The 21,296-nt window shown below is 66.8% G+C and carries 16 protein-coding genes; 8 read left to right on the forward strand and 8 right to left on the reverse strand.

The window, feature by feature from the left end; translation table 11 throughout:
• Positions 1-27: 27 nt before the first annotated feature.
• The 4 genes from D7X30_RS12480 (at position 28) to D7X30_RS12495 (ending at position 6,126) form a co-directional block, all read left to right on the forward strand.
• The gene (locus D7X30_RS12480) at positions 28-963 is read left to right on the forward strand and encodes a hypothetical protein (RefSeq protein WP_120563288.1); all 936 of its coding nucleotides are present in this window, start codon (positions 28-30) and stop codon (positions 961-963) included.
• 127 nt (positions 964-1,090) lie between these two features.
• The gene (locus tag D7X30_RS12485; protein ID WP_120563108.1) at positions 1,091-2,761 is read left to right on the forward strand and encodes an adenylate/guanylate cyclase domain-containing protein; all 1,671 of its coding nucleotides are present in this window, start codon (positions 1,091-1,093) and stop codon (positions 2,759-2,761) included.
• Between the two features lie 17 nt (positions 2,762-2,778).
• Positions 2,779-5,109, forward strand: a complete 2,331-nt coding sequence (locus D7X30_RS12490; protein ID WP_120563289.1) for a serine/threonine-protein kinase — start codon at positions 2,779-2,781, stop codon at positions 5,107-5,109.
• Between the two features lie 114 nt (positions 5,110-5,223).
• Positions 5,224-6,126 (forward strand): hypothetical protein, encoded by a 903-nt coding sequence (locus D7X30_RS12495; RefSeq protein WP_120563109.1) that lies wholly within the window; start codon positions 5,224-5,226, stop codon positions 6,124-6,126.
• Between the two features lie 57 nt (positions 6,127-6,183).
• Here the strand turns inward: D7X30_RS12495 and D7X30_RS12500 are convergent, their stop codons facing one another.
• The 4 genes from D7X30_RS12500 to D7X30_RS12515 all read right to left on the reverse strand — a co-directional run bounded on the left by D7X30_RS12500 (position 6,184) and on the right by D7X30_RS12515 (position 12,146).
• A complete protein-coding gene (locus D7X30_RS12500; protein ID WP_120563110.1) occupies positions 6,184-7,974 on the reverse strand; it encodes a DUF4215 domain-containing protein in 1,791 nt (596 codons plus the stop codon).
• Between the two features lie 131 nt (positions 7,975-8,105).
• Entirely contained in the window at positions 8,106-9,527 is a 1,422-nt protein-coding gene (locus D7X30_RS12505; RefSeq protein ID WP_120563111.1) for a sugar porter family MFS transporter, read from the reverse strand.
• Between the two features lie 169 nt (positions 9,528-9,696).
• Positions 9,697-11,238, reverse strand: coding sequence for a sigma 54-interacting transcriptional regulator (locus tag D7X30_RS12510; RefSeq protein WP_233591531.1), 1,542 nt, complete (start codon positions 11,236-11,238; stop codon positions 9,697-9,699).
• 71 nt (positions 11,239-11,309) lie between these two features.
• Positions 11,310-12,146, reverse strand: a complete 837-nt coding sequence (locus D7X30_RS12515; protein ID WP_120563113.1) for an MBL fold metallo-hydrolase — start codon at positions 12,144-12,146, stop codon at positions 11,310-11,312.
• 212 nt (positions 12,147-12,358) lie between these two features.
• Here D7X30_RS12515 and D7X30_RS12520 point away from each other — a divergent pair, with 212 nt between their 5' ends.
• Positions 12,359-13,120, forward strand: coding sequence for a ParA family protein (locus tag D7X30_RS12520; RefSeq protein WP_120563114.1), 762 nt, complete (start codon positions 12,359-12,361; stop codon positions 13,118-13,120).
• A gap of 4 nt (positions 13,121-13,124) precedes the next feature.
• Here D7X30_RS12520 and D7X30_RS12525 read toward each other — a convergent pair whose 3' ends face one another.
• From D7X30_RS12525 to D7X30_RS12540, 4 genes are all read right to left on the reverse strand, one after another.
• The gene (locus D7X30_RS12525) at positions 13,125-13,754 is read right to left on the reverse strand and encodes a dihydrofolate reductase family protein (protein WP_233591532.1); all 630 of its coding nucleotides are present in this window, start codon (positions 13,752-13,754) and stop codon (positions 13,125-13,127) included.
• 110 nt (positions 13,755-13,864) lie between these two features.
• Complete coding sequence (locus D7X30_RS12530) at positions 13,865-14,233, reverse strand: DUSAM domain-containing protein (protein ID WP_120563115.1); 369 nt, start codon at positions 14,231-14,233, stop codon at positions 13,865-13,867.
• 2 nt (positions 14,234-14,235) lie between these two features.
• The gene (locus tag D7X30_RS42810) at positions 14,236-14,640 is read right to left on the reverse strand and encodes a hypothetical protein (protein WP_120563116.1); all 405 of its coding nucleotides are present in this window, start codon (positions 14,638-14,640) and stop codon (positions 14,236-14,238) included.
• A gap of 53 nt (positions 14,641-14,693) precedes the next feature.
• Positions 14,694-16,088: a S9 family peptidase gene (locus tag D7X30_RS12540; RefSeq protein WP_120563117.1), complete on the reverse strand. Its 1,395-nt coding sequence runs from the start codon at positions 16,086-16,088 to the stop codon at positions 14,694-14,696.
• A gap of 69 nt (positions 16,089-16,157) precedes the next feature.
• Here D7X30_RS12540 and D7X30_RS12545 point away from each other — a divergent pair, with 69 nt between their 5' ends.
• The 3 genes from D7X30_RS12545 (at position 16,158) to D7X30_RS12550 (ending at position 21,271) form a co-directional block, all read left to right on the forward strand.
• On the forward strand, positions 16,158-17,069 hold the full coding sequence (locus D7X30_RS12545; protein WP_120563118.1) for a glutaminase: 912 nt from the start codon (positions 16,158-16,160) through the stop codon (positions 17,067-17,069).
• 208 nt (positions 17,070-17,277) lie between these two features.
• Entirely contained in the window at positions 17,278-20,805 is a 3,528-nt protein-coding gene (locus D7X30_RS41635) for a hypothetical protein (protein ID WP_147443172.1), read from the forward strand.
• Positions 20,783-21,271 carry a response regulator gene (locus D7X30_RS12550; protein ID WP_120563119.1) on the forward strand — a complete coding sequence of 163 codons (489 nt, stop codon included), beginning with the start codon at positions 20,783-20,785 and terminating at the stop codon, positions 21,269-21,271. Before D7X30_RS41635 ends, D7X30_RS12550 begins: the two co-directional genes overlap by 23 nt.
• The last annotated feature ends 25 nt before the right edge of the window (positions 21,272-21,296 follow it).

Genomic DNA, 21,296 nt, shown 5'->3' on the forward strand with positions numbered 1-21,296 from the left:
CCGGAAATGGGCTTAACCTGCAACCCCATGAGAAACCTTCCCGCCCTGATCCTTTTGGGGCTCGCCGGCCTCGCCGTGGGGTGCGCGACCCCGTTGTCCACCATGCAGACGGCGAAGACGCTCTCGCCCGGGCAGGTCCAGGTGACGGGCAGCATGGGTGTGTTCGTCCCGGTGGGGACGCTGGCGTCGGTGGTGGACGTGGGCATCGACCAGGGGCGCGCGGCGAAGCGGGCCATCGAGGAGGACCGGCCCTACACCCTCACGGAAGAGGACCAGCAGCGCCTGCTGACGGCGGGCCTGGCCCTGGTGGTGGCCCCTCCGGGGGTGAACCCGGAGCTGATGGTGCGGGTGGGGCTCCTGGACGGGTTCGACGTGGGCGGGCGCTACAACGGCAACGCGCTGCGCTTCGACGGCAAGGTGCGCCTGGCCCACGGCGGCCCGGGGCCGCGCCGCTCGTATGACCTGGCGCTGGGGCTGGGGGTGTCCAAGTACCTGTTCTCCGGGGCGGTGATGGACGTCCTGGAGGTCGTCCAATTGGGGGACTTCAGCCGGACCGACGTGGAGGTGCCGCTGTACCTGAGCGCCGAGTACGGCGACGTGTTCAAGCTCTACGGCGCCCCCAAGTACGTCTTCAGCCACACCCGGCTGGACGCCCAGCTGGTGGACTTCTCCCAGCAGGGCAAGCCGGTGACGGGCTTCGACGCGAGCCTGCCGTCCACGGTGAACAGCCACTTCGTGGGCTCCACGGTGGGCTTCGCGGTGGGCTACAAGTACGTGCACTTCTACGCGGAGCTCACCGGGGGCTACGTCTTCTGCAACCCCGTCGTCTTCGGGCAGAAGCGGGACCTGGGTGGGATGACCTTCCTGCCGTCCATTGGCCTGGGGTTCCGAGCCCCCGAGCGCCGCCCGGCCGCCTCCGTGGACCCCGCCGCCCCGGGGACGGTGGCCCCGCCGTCCCTATGAGCCACCCGGCGGGGGACGGGACTGACCGGCCGTGCAGGGCGTTGGCGGCCTGGAACCGGGGGCGCTTCGCGAGCGTTCCTTTGGGGCGGAAGGCTCTGGTAGTGTCCGGGCCGGTGAGGATTCGCGCGTGAACCAGGCACCCGCCCCATTCCCGCCCAGGTCCGGGTCGCACCCGCGCGGGCCGCACCTGACGGGGCGGTTCGCGGACGGGACGCTGGGGGAGTTTCCCCTGGGCCCCACCACGTCGCTCGGCCGCCATCCTTCCAACACGCTGCGGCTGGTGGACCGCGAGGTCTCCAAGGAGCACGCCACCATCGAGAAGGTGGGGCGCGACTTCGTGCTGCGCGACCTCAACTCGTCCAACGGCACCTTCGTCAACGGCCGCCGGGTGACAGGCGAGATGCGCCTGAAGGACGGGGATGAGATCGCCCTGGGCTCCTCGCGGCTCATCTTCCACAGCGGCGAGGCCGCGCCCGGCGGAGCCAACCCGCCCACGCTGCCGGGCGTGACGGTGGTGGCCAACGCCGTCTCCATGCCGGCCTTCCTGGCGCAGATGGACCAGGTGCCGCAGAACTTCCGTCCGGCCGACCAGGTGACGGACACCGCCGCGCTGCGCCGGGACTACGAGAAGCTGCGCATCGTCCACGAGTTCCACCGGCAGGTGAGCCTCAAGGGCACCCAGGACGACCTGTTCGAACAGATTCTCAAGGTGGCCTTCGAGCTGCTCGCGGCCGACCACGGCGTCATCCTGAAGGTGGGCCCGCAGGGGGAGTTCATCCCGGCCGCGGTGCACCACCGGCAGGGCAAGCAGGTGAACGTCATGCTGTCGGACACCGTGCTCAAGCGCGTGGTGGAGACGGGCAAGGCGGTGCTCACGGCGGACGCCATCATCGACGAGCGCTTCTCCGCCGCGGAGAGCATCGTGGCGCAGGGCATCCGCTCCGCCATGGCGGTGCCGCTGCTCGTCAACGGCGACATCATGGCGGTGCTGTTCCTGGACAGCCGCCAGCAGATCAACGCCTTCTCGGAGAAGGACCTGACCATCCTCTCCGGCATCGCCGCGCAGGCGGGCATCGCGCTGGAGAACGCGGCCCTGGCGGAGCAGATCCGCAACGAGGCGGTGACGCGCGCGGAGCTGTCTCGCTTCCTGTCCAAGGCGGTGGCGGACGCGGTGATCAACGGCGGCACGGAGGACCTGCGCCAGAGCCGGCTCGCGGAGGTGAGCTGCCTGTTCGCGGACATCCGTGGCTTCACCACCCTGGCGGAGAGCGACTCGCCGCAGGAGGTGGTGTCGATGCTCAACAGCTTCTTCACCGCCATGGCGGACGTGGTGTTCCGCTACGAGGGCAACCTGGACAAGTTCATCGGGGACTGCGTGATGGCGGTGTGGGGTCCGCCGTCGTCGCACCCGGATGATCCGGCCCGGGCCCTGCGCGCCGCGCTGGAGATGCAGGACGCCGTCACGGAGCTCAACCGGCAGCGCGTGCTGGACGGCAAGAAGCCCATTGAAGTGGGCATCGGCGTGAACACCGGCCAGGCGGTCGTGGGCTACATGGGCAGCGCGGAGCGGCACGAGTTCACCGCCATTGGCGACACCGTGAACACCGCGTCGCGGCTGTGCGGCATCGCGAAGAGCGGCGAGGTGCTGGCGTCGGAGGCCACGGTGCGCAAGTCCGGGCCGGGCTTCGACGTGGAGGAGCTGCCGGTGCTGCAGGTGAAGGGCAAGGAGAAGGGCGTGCAGACCTTCCGCGTCCACGGCGCGGAGCTGACCACTTCCACCTCCCGCAAGGTGCGCTGACGGTGCGCTCCTCGTCCATGACGACGACCCAGTCGTGCCCCAACTGCGGCACGGTGCACGACACCCGGGTGTACGTGAGCGGCCAGAAGGTGACGTGCCGCTGCGGCATCCGGTTCGAGGTGCGGCGCGCGGACGTGTCCGGCATCCACCGCCCGGCCGAGCCGTCGGGCATCCGTCCGGCCGACAAGGCCCAGGACGAAGCAGGCATCGCGGTGACGTTCACGCCGCGCACGGCGGATGATCCGCCAGAATCGACGTCACCTTCCGCTGCTCCGGGGGTTGGAGCGGGCAGGACGGACTCGGTGGGACAGGAGATGAGGGCCGGCTCCGTCCCAGGGGGCAACGAGATGAACATCCCGCGACCGGATGGCGTGGGCAGGGCGGACGAAGGCGAGGTTCCCGCGGGGGTGGTGCCTGCCTCCGCCGAGGGCCGCGACGCGCCTTCAGCTGGAGTGGCATTGCCCGCGGCGGACCCGTCGGCTCCGGAGCTGATCGGAGCCACGCTGGTGCGCCCGGAGTCGCTGGGGGTGAAGGCCCCGCGCGCGCCCTTGAACACGGGCCTCCGCGACATCGAGAACGCGGAGACGATGCTGACGGGCGCGAAGCCCCAGCTGCCGGGCCTGGAGCTCCTGGAGATACTGGGGCGCGGCGGCATGGGCGAGGTGTGGCTCGCGCGCCAGCGGTCCCTGGGCCGCACGGTGGCGGTGAAGGTGCTTCCGCCCCGGCTGGCGAAGGACGAGGAGTTCGTGTCGCGCTTCGACAAGGAGGCGACCGCGCTCGCGGCCCTGAGCCACCCGAACATCGTGCAGATCATCGACCGGGGCGTGGAGGGCGAGCACTACTACTTCGTCATGGAGTACGTGGAGGGCCAGTCGCTGCGCCACGCGCTGAGCGGCAGGGAGCCGCTCTCGCCCGCGCAGTCGCTGAAGGTGCTGCTCCAGGTGGCGCGCGCCGTGGAGTGCGCGCACGCGAAGAACATCATCCACCGCGACCTCAAGCCGGAGAACATCCTGTTGGATGGACGGCTGCACGCGAAGGTGGCGGACTTCGGCCTGGCGGGCATCCGCGAGCCGGACTCGGAGAAGCACCTCACCGCGACCGCGGTGGCCATGGGCACGCTCAACTACATGGCCCCGGAGCAGCGCCGGGACGCGAAGAACGTGGATGGCCGCGCGGACCTCTTCTCCCTGGGCGTGATGATGTACGAGGCGCTCACGGGCGAGCTGCCCGTGGGCCGCTTCAAGCTGCCGTCCGAGCGCGTGCGCGGCCTGGACCCCCGCCTGGATCCGGTGGTGGAGCGCCTGCTGGAGACGGACCGCGAGGCCCGCTACGCCACCGCCACGGAGGTGTGCGAGGCGCTGGAGGGGTTGGTGTCGGCCTCGTCGTCGCCGCACGTGGTGGCGCCCGCGTCGGCGCTGGCGCGCGCGCAGCCCTCGCACGTGGCCTCGATGAAGGCCATCACGGCCCCCGAGGCCGCCGTGCTGGAGGCGCTCCACGCGGGCTGGGGCCGGGTGCGCACCGGCCTGTCCGTGGTGGGCGGCCTGGCCGTGCTGGGCTTCGCGGTGCGCGCCTTCGTGGGCTTCGGGAGCCTGACCGGCACTCCGGTCATCTCGGATCCGGTCCCTCCGGTCATGCACTTCCCGGCCAACACGGAAGGGGAAGTGTTCTCCGGCCTGAGGCTCACGCCGCCCGCGGCCGGCTCGGCCAGCGCCACCCTGGAGCTGGGCTTCGAGCAGGGCGAGGAGGAGATCAACGTCCATAGCGGCACGTGGACGATGGACCAGGGCGAGCTGCGCGTCGTGCAGGCCGGCAGGGAGGCGGACGGCAAGCTGGTGCCGCGCGCGTACCTGGCGCACCGCTACTTCACGAGCGACGACTTCACGGCCGAAGTGCTGATGGACGTGAACCCGCTGGGGAAGAAGTGGTCGGTGGAGGAGGACGGGCAGCACTTCGGCGAGCTGGCGTTCCGCATCCGCGACGTGCAGGTGTCCGTCTTCGCCATCCCCGACGCGGGCATGCGCCTGTCGTGGCGCTACTTCTCCCCGGAAGACGGGCATGAGGTGGTGGGCAACAGCGCGGAGGACACCAAGAACCTGGTCCAGGACGAGATGCCGGTGCCCAAGCAGGGCCCCTTCCTGGTGAAGCTCCAGCTCAAGCGGCAGAAGAGCGGCGTGCGGGTGGACGCCTACCTCAACAAGAAGCTCTTCGCCTCCAAGGTGCTGCCGGGCTTCGAGGGCCGCGTGGGCAAGCTGGCCCTGGGCTGCCGCAACCTCGAGTGCACCTTCGATGACCTGAAGGTCGTGGGGCCGCTGCAGGAGCGCCCCGTGCGCCGCGTCGCCCCCGAGTAGTCGCCGCTGCATCCAGCAGGGGATGGGGCTTGCCGCCCCGTCCGCCCGTTCCCATCTTGCTCCCGCCGGGCTCCGCCACCGCGGGGCCGTCCGGCACGCGGGCGGGGGTGGGGCATGGCCGTGGACCTGGACCTGGGGCGCGTGCTCCTGCTGCCGCTCTGTGGCGTGGGACTGGCCCTGCTGCTCTGGGCGACCTTCACCCTGGGGCGGACGCCCACGGGGGCGCGGCCTCGCTGGATGCTCGCGGGCTTCGGGGCGCTGGCCCTGGGGCTGGTGCTCTTCGTCCCGTGGATTCGCGGGACGCCGCTGGTGCCCGTGTCGCCGGACGTGCTGGTGAAGGCGCTGGGCGGCGTGCTGCTGGTGCTGGCCGCGGGCGTGTCCGCCCGGGGTGCCCGGGTGCGCCTGCGGGCGGATGCGCTGCGAGGCGCCGCGCCCATGTCACTTGATGAGGCGGTGGAGGCCCTGCGCGCGGGGCGGTCCCCGGGTTTCGGCGTGTACCGGGGCCAGCTGGATTCCGTGGAGGCGCTGACGTCGCCGGGCGGCGTGCCGTGCGCCTTCTACGACGCGGCGGTGCACGCGGTGGGGACGCACGGCCGCAAGGGGCCGCTCCTGTCGCGGGAGCGCGCGTACTCGCCGGTGCTGATCCTGAAGGGCGAGCGCACACGAGCGACGGTGGGTTTCGCGCCGTCCGCGCTGTTGGCGCCGGTGGAGGTGCGGCGGTGCCTGGCGCCGCCCGCGCTCACCCGGGCGGAGCTGCTGGAGGCGCCCACGCAGGCGCTGTCCTGGGAGCGCGTGGGCGTCCCCGGGGAGGCGTGCCTGGTGGTGGGGGAGCTTCAGCGCGGGTCCCGCGACGGCACCTACGAGCTGCGCGGGCGCGGTGGGCGTCCGGCGCTGATGGTGCTGGGGGAGGGCGCCACGGGCACCGGCGGGGTGTTGTCCCGCCGGGCCTGGAGGCACTTCGCGGCGGCCGGGGCGCTGTCCCTGGCCGCCGTGTTCATGCTCGCCCGGACCCTGTGAGGCCCGGGCGGGGGGCTCCGGCCCGGGTGGGCGCCGGAGCCGGGGACGGCGGGACGACTACCCCGGATCGATCACGCAGTTGTTCGGGCAGGCGTCGCGGTCGTTGGTGTTGCCGTCGTCGCACGTCTCGCCGAAGTTGTACTGGGTGATGCCGTCGCCGCAGCGGGCGTTCCAGATGCAGGTGAGGCTGCACTTGCCGTAGCCCGGGCCGTTGGCGTTGCCGTTGTCGCACGTCTCGCCCTGATCGACCGTACCGTTGCCGCAGGTGGACTTGCACTCGGTGCGCTGGGTCTCGAAGTTGTTCAGGGTCAGCCTGTACGAGGACTGGGACGTGTGGCGCTCCGCCTGGAACACGACGACCTCGTAGATCTTGCCCTTCACCAGGCCCAGGCCGGACACGGTGGCCGCGTCCGCCAGGGACACCGTGCCGGAGGTGGCGCCGTGCACGCCGCCCAGGTCCAGGGCGAGCTTGCGGTTGATGAACACCCAGACGTCGTCGTCACCCAGGAACGTCAGCACCTCGTTGCCCTTGAACTCGAACCAGTAGCGCGTCTCGCTGGTGAAGCTGAAGTTGCGCTTGATGCCGTTGTTGTCGTTGAGCTTGTTCTCCTTGCCCAGGCCCACCCAGCCGCTGTCGTCGAGCGGGAAGAAGGTCTGGTCGTCGAACACGTAGGAGTCGTTCGGCTGCTTGGCGAGCTTCAGCGTGCTGACCTCGGTGACGTTGATGTTGGGCGTGTCGCGGTACCACTGGTCGAACGCCGTCTTGCCGTGGGTGGTGCCGGAGGCCACGCCTTCCTTCGCGTAGACGGGCTTGCCGTCCGCGCCGAGGGCGGCGAACTTCGCGCCGACGATGCCCTGCTCCGCACCGTTCGCGTCGTCGAAGTCCGGGTGGATGGTGGCGGGGTAGTTGCCACCGACGGGCTGCCCCTTGCCACGGAAGTCGCGGTAGACGACCGGGATCTCCACCTCGTTCGGCAGGGTGCCCTTGACGTTGAAGCAGGCGAAGCCCGCCTCCAGCTTGCAGTCGGACGAGCAGCCGTCGTTGGAGCGGGTGTTGCCGTCGTCGCACTGCTCGGTGGTGTCACCGGGGAGGATGACGCCGTCGCCGCAGCGGGCCTCGCAGGTGCCGTTCACGCACCGGGGCTCCAGCACGCACAGCGGCGAGCAGCCGTCGCCCATGTCGTGGTTGCCGTCGTCGCACTGCTCGGTGCCTTCCTTCTTGCCGTCGCCGCAGGTCGTCCTCGTGCACGGCTGGTCGATGGCATCGCACTTGTAGCCCGGCTCCAGGCGGCAGGTCTTGCTGCAGCCGTCGCCGTCGGCGCTGTTGCCGTCCTCGCACTCCTCCTCGCCGGCGATGATCTTGTCACCGCACTCGGACGCGCGGCAGCGCTGGCCCTGGAAGGGGCAGGACCAGCCGGTCTCCACCTCGGAGCAGTCCGCCTTGCAGCCGTCGTTGGATTCCTTGTTGCGGTCGTCGCACTTCTCGCCTTCCTCCACGATGCCGTTGCCACACGCCGTCGCGATGCCGCAGGGCCGGCCCCACTGGGGACACTCGAAGCCGACCTCCACCTCCTTGCAGTCGAACGTGCAGCCGTCGCCGCTCACGGTGTTGGCGTCGTCACAGGCTTCGCCCTTCTGGACCTTGCCGTCGCCGCAGATCTGGGGGCCCGGGTCATACGAACCGCCGTCGGGCAGCGTGTCGCCACCATCGGTGGAGCCGCCGTCCGTGAGATTCGTGCCGCCGTCGTTGTCAGAGCCTTCGTCGCCGGGACAGGCTGTCAGTGTGAGGAGGAGGGAAGCGAGCAGAACGCTCGCGAGTCGGGGGAACGGGGGGGAATGTTTCAGCATGAAGGTGATGCTGAAAGCCGGTGACCCCAGGTGTCAAATGGAACAGGTGTTTTCTCACCCAGCCGGTGCGTAAAAATGCAGAAAGCCCGTACGGGTGTACAAGCTTCCGCGTATTGCCCTGTCTCACGGGGCTACATCTGTTCCAGCTCCCGACCCTTCGTCTCGCGGATGAACCTGGCGGCGAAGAAGAGGGAGAACACGGCGGCCGCGGCATACAGGCCGTACGCCCAGCCGAGTCCAACGGCCTGCAGCGACGGGAACGTGGCGGACACCAGGAAGTTGGCCAGCCACTGCGCCATGGCCGCGACGGAGAGCGCGAGCGCGCGGATGCGGTTGGGGAACATCTCGCCCAACAGCACCCAGACGACGGGGCCCCACGAGAAGCCGAAGAAGACGACGTAGAGGTTCGCGGCGATGAGCGCGGTGGTGCCGGCCGCGCCCTGCAGCACGGGCTTGCCCGCGGCGTCCAACGGCGCGGTGCCGAAGAGATACGCCAGCAGGCCCAGCGTGAGCGCCATGCCCACGGAGCCGATGATCAGCAGGGGCTTTCTTCCCACCCGGTCCACGAACGCGATGGCCACCAGCGTGGTGAGGATGTTGGTGACGCTGGTGATGACGGTGATGGCCAGCGAGTTGTGCTCGGAGAAGCCCACCGCCTGCCAGAGGACGCTGGAGTAGTAGAAGATGACGTTGATGCCCACGAACTGCTGGAGCATCGCGAGCACGATGCCGATCCACACGATGGGCAGGAACCCGAAGCGGCCGCCCTTCAGGTCCGCCAGGTGCGGCGTGTAGTTCGTGCGCAGCGAGCGGCGGATCTCCACGACCTTGGAGGGCGCGGCGTCCCCCTCGATGTCGCGCAGCACGCTCAGCGCCTCCTGCTCGCGCCCCATGGCCACGAGAAAGCGCGGGGACTCCGAGATGAAGACGGCGCCGATGCCGTAGAAGAGCGCGGGTGGCAGGCCGCTGAAGAACATCCACCGCCACGCGGTGAAGCCCAGCCAGGTGGGGTTGGAGGCGGAGCCCGCGTAGAGCGCGATGGCGAAGTCCCCCAGCAGGGCCACGAAGATGCCGGTCACGATGGCCAGCTGTTGCAGGGACGCCAGGCGGCCGCGCAGGTACGCCGGGGCGATCTCCGCGATGTATGTGGGCGCCACGACGCTGGCGAAGCCCACGCCCAGGCCGCCCACCAGCCGCCAGAAGCTCAGGTCCCAGAGGGAGAACGCGAACCCCGATCCGATGGCGCTGATGATGAACAGCGCCGCCGCGAGCATCATCGTGCGCCGGCGGCCGTAGCGGTCCGCGAAGGGCCCCGCCGCGAAGGCGCCCGCCGCCGAGCCGATGAGCGCGGAGGACACCGCCAGCCCCAGGCCCAGGCTGCTCGCGGCGAACTCGGCCTTCAGGGCGGCGACCGTGCCGTTGATGACGGCGGTGTCGAAGCCGAAGAGGAATCCGCCCAGGGCGGCCACCACGGAGATGCCAATGATCCTGCCGGTCCGCGCCTCCCGATGCGCCGGGGGCCCGCTTGACTGGGCATCGAGGACATCCGCCATGACGTGCTCCTTCCCCCTGGGACGGGCACGTGTCCGGCCCTCGCGGTACGCACCACGGCCCCGTTGAGAGGTGCCCCCGGTGTCCGCCGAAAGGCACCCCCGGACAGGCAGCCGCCCCGATGGCCGCCTGCTGGGGGGCGGGGCTCGGGTCCCGAGTGTGATTCGACGCTCAGCCCTCGTCCGCCAGGCCGTACTCCTTGAGCTTGCGGGCGAGCGTGTTACGGCCGATCTCCAGCGTGCGCGCCGCCGCGGTGCGGTTGCCCTTCACGGCCTCCAGCACGCGCAGGATGTGGCGCCGCTCCACCTCCGCCAGTGGAAGGAGCAGCGGTGCGTCCGGCGCGGCGGCGGACGCTCGCGGCGCGCCAGGCTCGGTGAACGCGCCTGGCTCGGTGGGCGAGGGCGCCCGGTCCAGGGAGGGCAGGGGCAGGTGCTCCTCCAGGATTTCGCCCTCGGACAGCACCACGGCGCTTTCGATGCAGTTCTCCAGCTCGCGCACGTTGCCGGGCCAGCGGTAGCGCTTGAGCCTCGCGAGCGCGGTGGCGCCGAGGCGGGGCACGGGCAGGCGGTGGCGCTTCGCGGCGGTGGCGACGAAGTGGCGGGCGAGCCGCTCGATGTCCTCCGCGCCGCGCTCACGCAGCGGGGGCAGGAGCAGCTCCACGACCTTGATGCGGTAGTAGAGGTCCTCGCGGAACCTGCCCTCCGCCACCATGCGCGGCAGGTCGCGGTGGGTGGCCGCGACGATGCGCACGTCCACCTTGACGGCCTGCGTGCCGCCCACGCGTTCGAACTCGCGGTCCTGCAGCACTCGCAGGAGCTTGCCCTGCACGGCCTGGGGCAATTCGCCCAGCTCGTCGATGAAGACGGTGCCTCCGTCGGCCGCCTCGAACTTACCGGGCACGCGGTGGTCGGCGCCGGTGAAGGCGCCCTTCTCGTGGCCGAAGAGCTCGTTCTCGATGAGGGCGGCGGGCAGGGCCGCGCAGTCCACCTTCACGAAGGGCTTGTCGCGCCGGGGGCCGTTGACGTGGATGGCGCGCGCGAAGAGCTCCTTGCCGCAGCCGCTCTCCCCGCGCAGCAGCACGGTGGCGTCCGTGGGCGCGGCCTTCTGCACCAGTCGGTAGAGGGCCTTGAGCGGCGGGGCTTCTCCGATGATGCGGTTGAAGAAGTAGCCCACCGGGGCCTGCGGCTGATCCTTCGCGCGCTGGAGCTCCTGGTAGAGGCTGGTGCTCTGGAGCGCGGTGCTCACCTGCGCCGCGATGTCGGTGAGCCTCCGGGTGTCGTCCTCCGTGAAGGGGCCACCACCCAGGCGGTTGAGCACCTGGAGCACGCCGTACACGGCGCCCGCCGCGTCGCGCAGCGGCACCGCGGCCAGGCTGATGGTGCGGTAGCCCGTCATCCGGTCGATGTCCGCGAAGAAGCGGCGCTCGCCGCGCGGATCCGGCACGTGCACGGGCTCGCCGGCCTCCGCCACGTAGCCCGCCACGCCCTGGCCCAGCTTCACGCGGATCTGCGCGACCTCCGGCAGGTGCGCCGCGCGGCTGAAGAGTTCGCGGCGCACGGGGTCCAACAGCCACAGCGTGCCCCGGTCCGCCTGGAGCGTGATGGCGATGCGGTCCACGAGCGTCTGGAGGAAGGCGTCCAGGTCCACCTCGCGCCCGACGAGGCCGCCAAGGGGGAGCAGGACCTGGGACACATCCGGCGGGGACGAGGGCATGGCGGCGGGCAGCGGCGGAAGTGAGAAGGGCGCTGGAGACAGTCTATCGCACGGCTCCGGGCTCGCGGCGCTCATGCGCCCGCCGCGCGGCCCAGGAGCATGCGCTGGCCTTCACGCGCGGGCTCGGTGAAGGGGAACAGGCCGCGCGCCTCCTGGGCCATGTCCTCCAGCAGCTCGTCCGCGTGGGACGGGTCGTGGTGGAAGAGGAAGAGGCGCCCGGCGTGCAGGTCCTTGGCCACCTTGGCCGCGTCCATCATCGTCGAGTGGCCCCAGCCCTTCTTGGACATGCCCTTCTTGCCCTCGTACTCGTCGGGCGTGTACTGCGCGTCCAGGCACAGCGCGTCCGCGCCCTCGAAGTGGCGGGCCACGTCCGGCGTGAGGCGCTCCGGCAGCTCCACGTCCGTGGCGTACACGAAGGAGTGGCCGTCCGCTTCCACGCGGTAGGCCATGCAGCCGTCCGGGTGCGGCACGTCGATGGGCGTCACCTTGAAGGGGCCCACCTCCACGGTGCGGCCGTGCAGCGCGGCGCCGAAGGTCATCTTCGAGCGCATGGTGGACAGCGGCACCGGGAACTGCGGCGGGCGCATCTGCTGCGACAGCGTGGACTCCAGCGCCTGGGCACCGTTCGCGCCGGGGCCGTACATCGTCAGCGACGTGGTGGGCAGGTACGCGGGCGTGAAGAAGGGGAAGCCCTGCACGTGATCCCAGTGCAGGTGCGAGAAGAACATCGTCGCCTTCTGCGGCGCGCCCTCGCGCATCATGACTTCGCCCAGCGCCCGGATGCCCGTGCCCGCGTCGAGGATCAGCCGCTCGCCCTGGCTCGTCACCTCCACGCACGCGGTGTTGCCACCGATGCGCGAGCCCGACACCGCGATGCTGCCCCGAACGCCAAAGAAGCGGATTTCCATGGTGAGTCTCCTGATGCTCCGACACCCGCTGGGGGCGCCCTGACGTGGAGGGGACAGAGCACGTCCGGTGCCAGCGCCAAGGGGCTGGAATCATTGGAGTGGCATGGGTAGGGCAGGGCAGGCTGCTCCATTCTGGAGCGCTCCGGATGGGGCGGTCGGTCCAATCCGGAGCGGCCCCGCGCCGTGGGGGATTCCTGGTAGACCCCGAGGTCATGCCGACGATTGCGTTCTGCACCATCAAGGGTGGCGTGGGGAAGACGACCCTGTGTTCGCACGTGGCGGCGGCGCTGGCGGACGCGGGCCACCGGGTGCTGCTGTTGGATCTGGAGCCGCAGGCGCATGCGTCGCTGGTGCTGGGCCTGGAGTCGCGGGAAGGCCCGTGCGTGGCGGACGCCTTCGGGCCGCGGCCGAAGCACAAGTTGGATGAAATCGTGGTGGCGTCGCCGAAGCGGCAGGGGTTGTTCATCGCGCCGGGGGCTCCGCGCATGGCGGCGCTGGAGCGCGAGTTGTTCGGCTGGGGCCACCGGCTGCAGGCGATTCCGCGCGCGCTGAAGACGCTGTCGTGGACGCCGGACGTCATCATCGTGGACACGCCGCCGAGCATCGGCGCGTTCACGGAGGCCGTGCTGTGCTTCGCGGACGTGGTGGTGGCGCCGGTGCCCACGGGGGCGTTCGCGCTGCAGGGCCTGGGTGAGATTGAGACCGCGTGGCGAGACGTGCGCGAGCAGGGCGGCCAGCTGGTGGCCGCGGTGAACCTGTGGGACCGGCGCACGCCAGCGACCAACGTCGCGATGGAGGAGGCGCTGAAGGACGTGACGGTGCCAGTGCTGAAGGCCCGCGTCCCGCGCTCGGAGGCCATCAACCAAGCGGGCCTGGGCTACGAGGTGGTGTTCGACGTGAGCCCGAACGCGGCGGGCGCGGAGGAGCTGCGCGCCATGGCCCGCGAGCTGGCGAAGCTCGCGGGCCTGCGCTGACGCATCAATCCGCTTGTCCGATGGTGCCGACCCGCAGGGGCCCGACGCGCCGGTAGGTGAGCAGCGCCACTCCCTTGGGCGTGATTTGGGACGCGGCGAGTTGCAGCGTGCGGGGCTGCGTTCCCGCTCCGAAGAGGCGCCGGCCGCTGCCAATCGTCACGGGGATGACGTGCAGATGCAGCATGTCCACCAGGTCATGCTCCAGCAGGGTCTGCAGCAGGCCGCAGCTTCCATGCACCTGCAGCTCGCGGCCGGGCGAGGCCTTGAGGCGGCGCACCGCCTCCACCGTGTCCCCCTCCAACAGCGTCGAGTTCGCCCACTCCACGCGGCGCAGCGTGGTGGACGCCACGTACTTGGGCAGCGTGTTGAGCGACCGGGCGATGGGGGCGTCCGGCGTCGTCACGCGCGGCCAGTAGTTGGCGAAGATTTCGTACGTCCCGCGCCCGAGCAGGAACGCGTCCGCTCGACTGAAGATGTCGACAACGTGCGCGCCGAGCTCCGCGCTGGAATGAGGCTGCACCCAGCCGCCATGGGCGAAGCCGCCGCTCGTGTCCTCCCCCGGGCCTCCCGGAGCCTGAACCACGCCATCCAGCGTCACGAACTCCGTCACCGTCAGCTCCATGGTCGCATCCATCCCTTCCGGGCAGTCCATTTGCCCGTCCAAATTGGCGACGAATGGCCCGGGCGTGGATCGACATGCCGGTGTTTTTCCGGTGCCATGGGGGGCAGGCGGGTGTGCGCTTCTCAGTCCAGGTCCTCCAGGGCCAGTTCTATCTGCTCGCGATAGAGTGGCACTGCCTCCACGGCGAGCAGGTCTTCCAGCAGCTTCCGTGCTCCGGCCTTGTCACCCGCTCGTACAAGGTCCCGCGCCCGCATCTCCGTGATGTTCAGCCGAATGGAGCCTTCGCGAATTCGACCGCGTGCCTCGCGCAGCAGCGCGGTCGCGGTGGCCACGTCCTGGAAGGCAGACTGCGCGTCGGACTCGGGGATGGCCACCTGCCGGGCCGTGCGCAGCAGCAGGTCGCGCACCTCTGGAGTGAGCACCAGCGCTTCTCCCGCTTCCACGCGCGAAGCCAGTTCCCGCACGGGGTCCCAGTCGAGGTCCTCGGACATGCTCAGCGACCACCCTTCCTCTTCCGGCACTTGTCGCGGGGCCAGTCGCCCTGTTGCCCCTCGCAGTACCGGAAGCAGTCGTAGCAGGAGCCTGACCAGTGGTCCTCCTGGCATTGCACGTACGTCTCCAGGCAGGCGCGCTTCCACTCCGGAAGGTCTCGGGAGAGCTCCTCGGCGGCCCGGGCGAACAGGAGGATGTCCTCGGCCTCCAACTCCGTGGCCCCACAGCGAACAGGGTTGCCTGGGTGCGTCTTCACACAGCAGCTGACGGTGGAGTCCTGGGGGCCGCACTGCGCCTGGGCCAAATACACCGCGGTGCCACCAGGCTGGGTGTCGCTCGCCCGCGCATGGGCGCCGCCACCACAGCCCACACCCACGAATGCGAGCGCTACCGCGAGCATGCCCATGTAATGGGCGTTCCGACGTTTTCCGATGCCAATGGAGACGACCATACGCTGGCTCAGGGCTTGGGCAGGCCGGGACCAATCGCCGAGCGCACGTTGGCGTCGGTGAATCTCGTACCCCAGACGGCGTTGAGCTCCTGGGCGATGAAGGCGGCGCCCGGCTGGAGCGCTCCCAGCGTGGGCTCGAACATCAGCACGCGCGGGTCGGTGAGTTCCTGCAGGCGGGGCACCACGTCGCTCACGTCGCGGCCCTGCTCCTGGGCGGCGCGCACGCCCTGCAGCCACGTGCGCACGGTGCCCTGTGCGTGAGGGACGTAGAGGGGGTGCTCCGCCGCGCCCAGCGTCACGAGCAGGTGCCCCAGACTCAGTGTGATGACGACGCTGCCGTGCGCGCTGAGCAACGGCCCGTGGTCCGGCGGCAGGGTGTTCCAGTCCACGGCCGGGAGGTTCTGGAAGTACATGGGCGTGAAGCGCTGCGGGGCCTGGGCGACGAGCGCGCGCGTGTGCTCCACGGGGATGAGCGTGTCCCAGTCGTCGTGGAGGATGAGGAACGGCGTCTGGACGGTGCTGGCCAGGTGGGCGGCGGTCCAGCGCGTGTAGTCCGTGCCGGGGGTGACGGGGTCGCCGCCGGTGGTGGCGTAGATGCGGCGGAAGTAGGGCTCGAAGAACTGCTGGTAGCGCGAGCGCATGGCCGGGTCGCTCACGCGCGCGGGCACCCACCGGCTCACGTAGTCCACCTCCGCGGCGAAGTCGGACAGCGGGCACAGGGCAACGCCCACGGCGGGCACCACGGTGGAGGGGGCGTCCGCCGCGGCGTAGAGCGCCTCGTAGCCGCCCCAGGATCCGCCGAAGATGCCGATGCGGCGGGTGTCCACGTTGGGGGCCTGGGCCAGGAAGCGCATGCCCGCGTTCATGTCGTCGCGGTCATTCTGGAGGTCTCCGCCTGCGTAGAAGCGGCCGAAGACGGCGAGCACGCCGAAGTCATGGAGCAGGTGGATGAAGGCCTCGCCCGCGATGATCTCCGGAGTGGTGGGCGTGAACGCGATGGGTGATGAGCCCGGCCCGTAGTGCGGCTCACTGTCGTCCGGGTGGATGCCGGCGCCGCGCGCGGCCCACTTCGCGTCCACGGCCTCACCGGTCCAGGCGATGCCGTCATAGGGCTTGGTGAGCACGACCGTGGGGGACACGCCCGGCTTCCGGGGCGGGAACCACTGCGCATAGGTCGCGGCGCGGCCGGGCACCTCCAGCTTGAGCAGCTGATAGGGCCAGGTCTGGTCCGCGGCCCTGAACTCCCCGGCGCCGATCTGGGTCACGTGGACCGTGCCCGGGTCCGTCGGCGTTTCCTCCGGGGTCTGGCAGGCGTTGGTGGACGGGCTGGGATTGCTGCAGCACGCGGTGGGGACGGAGCCCAGGAGGGAGAGGGCCAGGAACGTGGTCGAGAACAGGCGCATGCCCAGCAGACACCGCGGCGCGGAAATTCTGAAAGCGTCCCCGTCCTTTCCGGACGAGGATGGCGGGACATGGACTACCAGGCGGTGTTGTCGGAGGTCTGGGATGCGGTGCGGCCGGTGGTGGGGCAGGGCCGCGTGGCGACGTACATCCCGGCGCTGGCGGCGGTGGACCCGCGCCGTTTCGGCATGGCGCTCGCGACGGTGGAGGGGGACGTGTATGGCGTGGGGGACTGGCGCGAGCCGTTCTCCATCCAGAGCATCTCCAAGGTGTTCACGCTGGCGCTCGCGCTGGCGCGGGACGGGGATGCGCTGTGGAAGCGCGTGGGCAAGGAGCCGTCGGGCAACCCGTTCAACTCGCTGGTGCAGCTGGAGTACGAGCAGGGCATCCCGCGCAACCCGTTCATCAACGCGGGAGCGCTGGTCATCACGGACCGGTTGCAGCGGCTCACCGGGGATGCGCGCGGCACGCTGCGGGACTTCCTCCGAGCGGAGAGCGGCAATCCGTCCGTGGACTTCGATCCGGTCATCGCGGCGTCGGAGGCGGAACACGGCCACCGCAACAGCGCGCTGGCCCACTTCATGGCGAGCTACGGCAACATGGAGAGCGCCGTCCCGGAGGTGCTGGAGCACTACTTCTGGCAGTGCTCGCTGGCGATGAGCTGCGCGGACCTGGCCCGGGCCTGTGGCTTCCTCGCCCGGCATGGTCAGCGCGCGGATGGATCAAGGTTGCTCACGCGCAGCCAGGCCAAGCAGGTCAACGCGGTGATGCTCACCTGCGGCACGTACGACGCGGCGGGAGAGTTCGCCTACCGCGTGGGCTTGCCGGGCAAGAGCGGCGTGGGCGGCGGCATCATCGCGGTCATCCCCAACCGCTGCGGCCTGTGCGTGTGGAGCCCCGGGTTGGATGCGCGGGGCAACTCGGTGGCGGGCGTGGAGGCGCTGGACCGGTTCACGACGCTGACCGGCCTGTCCATCTTCTGAGGCCGCACGGACTCAACGCAAGCCGTCAGATTCTACGCCCAGTTACTGGGGCTAAGATGTGTAGAGCCAATGCGACGCGTCCAGCACAACGCCGACTGACAGTGTAGTCTAAGATGCATGAGGGCCAATCGGCAGAACGTGCCAGCAGCATTTGTTTCTAACTCATCGTGCCATGGCATCACGCGAGAACAGCAGAGGCTAATGACAAATGACTTCAAGCAAAAACCATAAGCGTGAAGCCAGTGGCGATCCCCTTGCCGACGCAAAGAATGCTCTCAGGGGCTCGAAGAATGCTTTGCTTGTCTTTAATCGCCTCCGCAGGACAGTAGACGATAAGCTATACAGAGGACTGGCCGCGTGGTTGATAGCCAATCCCACTGTGTCTAAGGGGGTTTTCCACACCCCATTTCCGACTGCCCTCTCCGAACTAAAGACGCATCCCGGGCTGGATGTGCTTCATCCTGCGCGCGAAATTGCTTGGATGGCGGCATACTGTCATGCCCATGCCAAGGCTTTGTCTATTTTTGCGGGCAAGTCGCTAGTCTATCAGAAATACGTTCTTTGTGGGGAATACGCGGAGGCAGCCCGGGTACTCAGTGAAATTGAGCGAAGTCTTGGGCAATCCATCTGGTTGATTAAGAACAGAGTGGCCTTGTTTCAGCTCATGGGCGGGCTTGAAAAACAGAAGGAATACGTGAAGCAGGTCATAAAGGGATCTCCACGCGAGGGCGTGGCCTCCTTTGTCGCATACCAAGTCAGTCAGGGAAACGAGGAGACGGTAACGCCGATAGGCTTTATGAGAAGGCAGAGGAAAATGCTGGCTAAGCATTTCCCGCAGGAATTGGGTGTGTATCTGACGTATCATATTGCTCCTGAGGGGCGTCTGGAGCTGACTGATGTTGCGCATATTCTCAGAAATGAGCAATCAGGGACTATTATTGACGGGTATGAGGCGCTTGTTGCAACGATAACTGCCTCCGTCAATTCTGGACACGAGGCGTTGGGGCCTGCGTGTAAAAGCGCCATTCAAATGCTGGCGGCGTGCGTTGATGACGCGCGACTTCTGACGATCCGGAAGGCCATATTCGGTGACTCGGCCGGCTCCGATGAAGGTAACGTCGCGGTGGATGAGGCCCATAGGCTTCTTCTTCGTGGCAATTATGTGGAGTCGCTTCGCATCTCAATGGACGGATTGCGGAATGACCCCAGCAATCCTGCGCTATTGGTTTTGGCTGCTCAGGCGAGCGCGTCTGAAGGCCCTACAGGACAAGACGCTGGCGAGGGGGATAACTCGCAGGATGGACCGCTCTGGCGGAAAATAGTCGAGAAGTTGAAATTGATTCTTTCGCGCACGGAGGATGTGGAGGAGGCGACCAATAGCTTATTGAGATGGTCTCTGAACTTTCATGGGCATGCTTGGGCTAACGCAATCGCAGAGTTTGTGGGGCGAGAGCGGTCCCCAGAGCCAGGCGCACGACTGATGCACGCCGCTCAGTATGCATTGGCGTTTGGGGTCAGCGAGCCAGGGGCGGCTCTGCCTGGAATGGATTCTGGACTGCGTCATGCGTTTCTACAGAGGTATCTCGATAGGCCTGACGGTGATGAACTCCGTATTTATGCGGAGGCGCTATCTGGAGGGACGATACCTGCTGCTTTGGCTGACGGATTCTGTCAGGAGCAGTTCGCACTGCTTCGTGCGGAGCATCATTTGTTGGCCTCGAGATTTGTCGATGCGCTGGCGGCATCTGCTGGTATTGGCGAGCCCAGCAGTACGGACAGGATGTATGACAGGTATAGGCTTAGAATCCAATGCGGCGTGCTGTTGCGGCTCGGCAGGATCGATGAATGCATAGAGTTGATGGGTGCGACATTCGCATACGATTACACGATGTATGATATGCTTCCTCTTCGAGATGCTGCCGAGGCAATTAATGGAGGCGTAAGGCAGAGGCTGCGATCGAGGCTTGCGCTTGCGATTGTGTATGACATGTATTACGAGTTTGTTTCGCGAGATCTCAAGAAGTATATTGTTTTTGCGTATGAGGATTTCTTGACCGCCCATGGCGTGGCCCGTCCGTCGGAGTTGTCGGGCTTTTTGGATAGGTTTGACTACGACCAGATTGAGTACTTCCTTGCAAATGTCTGCATTGAGTCTGTGATGGGAAAGTCCATTGTCTTCAAGGGCTCTAGGGAGGTCACAGAGGAGAGAATTGCCGTCTGTCGACTTTTGCTGGACATGAAGTCGAGCCAGGCCGATGAACTACAGGCGGAGATTCGCGAACTCCTTGGTGGTCTCATGGTTAGGCGCCGCCTTCGCGATGTTGAACAGCGCAAGATATACGTAGATTTGGCTGGAGTTGTTCGGACTGCAGAAACGCGGCTTCGTGAGGATTTTAATAGGTATGCTGCCTTTTTGAAACATGGCGTCGGAACTGCACGACTCACCACGGCGGCTGCTTTGGCCGAGTCGAAAGATAAGGTTAAGTTGGTTGATGCTGAAGGGCAAGCGCGACTGTCTCTGCCGTCCAATGAGGCTATGGATATATTGGGCTCGATTGTCGCCCGTCTTAGGGATGAATATGTGTCGAGCTCGGCCCATGGCCTCGATGGTTATTTGAGTGTGCGGATACGCCATGGGACGCTGTCGGGCCACCTGAGAAGCCCAGTCGAAGCACAAAAGCTGATTACTCCCTGGGATGAGGCAAGCGGAGAATACCGACCCAATGAGGCTTGGGCTGCAAAGTTCTCTGGTTCGACCAAGGGAGTCCGCGAACATATTGAAGCCCGACTTGGAAGGTTCTCGCGCGACTTTGATGAGATTGTTCGAATGATGTTGAATGAGTGGATAAGGGTTAGGCGAGTCCCCGAAGACAAGGGTTTGTTTAACTTTGTGTTCTATGAGACCGATGCGGTCGGGCTTGCCCAGTTGGTTGGACTTAACGTTGGCTTTGTTGAGCTTGTGAATGCGATTTTTGCAATGTTTGGCAGGCGCCTAGAGCATAGCTTGAAAGTTGTCCGGGAAGCTATTGAGCGAATTGCAAAATCCAAGGTGAACGACTTGCTTGCGGAGTTGCAGTCAGAGATTTCGCAAATACGTGGCGAACTCGATCCAAGAGCATTTAATGACTTTAGCAATGCAATAAGTGCCGCTCGCACTGGAGTCCAGGTTGCATTTGATCGTGTTGTCGAATGGTTTCGAGTATCCGCTGCAACAGCGCAGGATCCATTTTCAATAGAGGATGCTGTACGCGTCAGCGTGGAGAGCGTGCGGACTGCGACTCGTGTTGTAAATGCGCGCATTTCGCTGAACGGGACGGAGCGGCGGCGATTGCTGCAGGGCATACTGCTTCCAGCGTTCGTTGATTTGTTTTTTATTGTTTTTGACAATATCGTGAAGCATTCTGCAACCTCTAGTCCTCACGAGGCGAATATTCAGATTACATATGGTGATGAGAAGATTCATTGTTTGGTGGAGAGCCCCATCGGGGCGGCAGCTATGGCTGCACCGTTAAGAACTCGAGTGGAAGACATACGCACTTCCATGAGGGAGTCCTCCAACTTGGCTGCAGTTAGCCGAGAAGGAGGGACGGGGCTTCTTAAGATCAGGAAGATTCTGACTCACGACCTGCAATTGCCGCCGGTTCTTGATTTTGGATTTCGAGAAGACCGGGTGTTCTTTGTGAGCTTCTCTATTCCCGTTCAGATGCTGGCCCATGGTGCTCGCGACAATGGTTAACGTGTTATTGATTGAGGATGATGAGAATAAGCGCGGCCAGTTGGCGGCGCTTATTGAGGCGGTCGTTCCAAATGTGTCATTATTCATATCCAAGTCGCTGAATAGCGGCTTGCGGTCTCTCGTTGTTGATAGATTTGATTTTGTCATTCTTGATATGACTATGCCGTCGTTTGATATCGGCCCTGATGATGATGGAGGGCGCCCCCAGGCATATGGAGGACGCGAAATTCTCCAGCAGATGGATCGAAGAGGGATTAAGACGCCGGTCATTGTTGTGACTCAGTTTGACAGGTTTGGCGAAGGGAAGAACGTTACTGATCTGTCTGAATTGGATTCGCAATTGAGGCTGGAGCATCCTGATATTTATCAAGGAGTGGTCTATTATAACGTCGCACTTACTGGTTGGAGAGAGGCGCTGCTTGCCATGATTCGAACTGTGTCAGCAGAGACTCTTGTTGTAGGGTGAGGATTGACCTGCCTTTGGGGGTGCT

It is taken from the genome of Corallococcus sp. AB011P (assembly GCF_003611605.1).
In the GTDB taxonomy this organism is placed as follows: domain Bacteria; phylum Myxococcota; class Myxococcia; order Myxococcales; family Myxococcaceae; genus Corallococcus; species Corallococcus coralloides.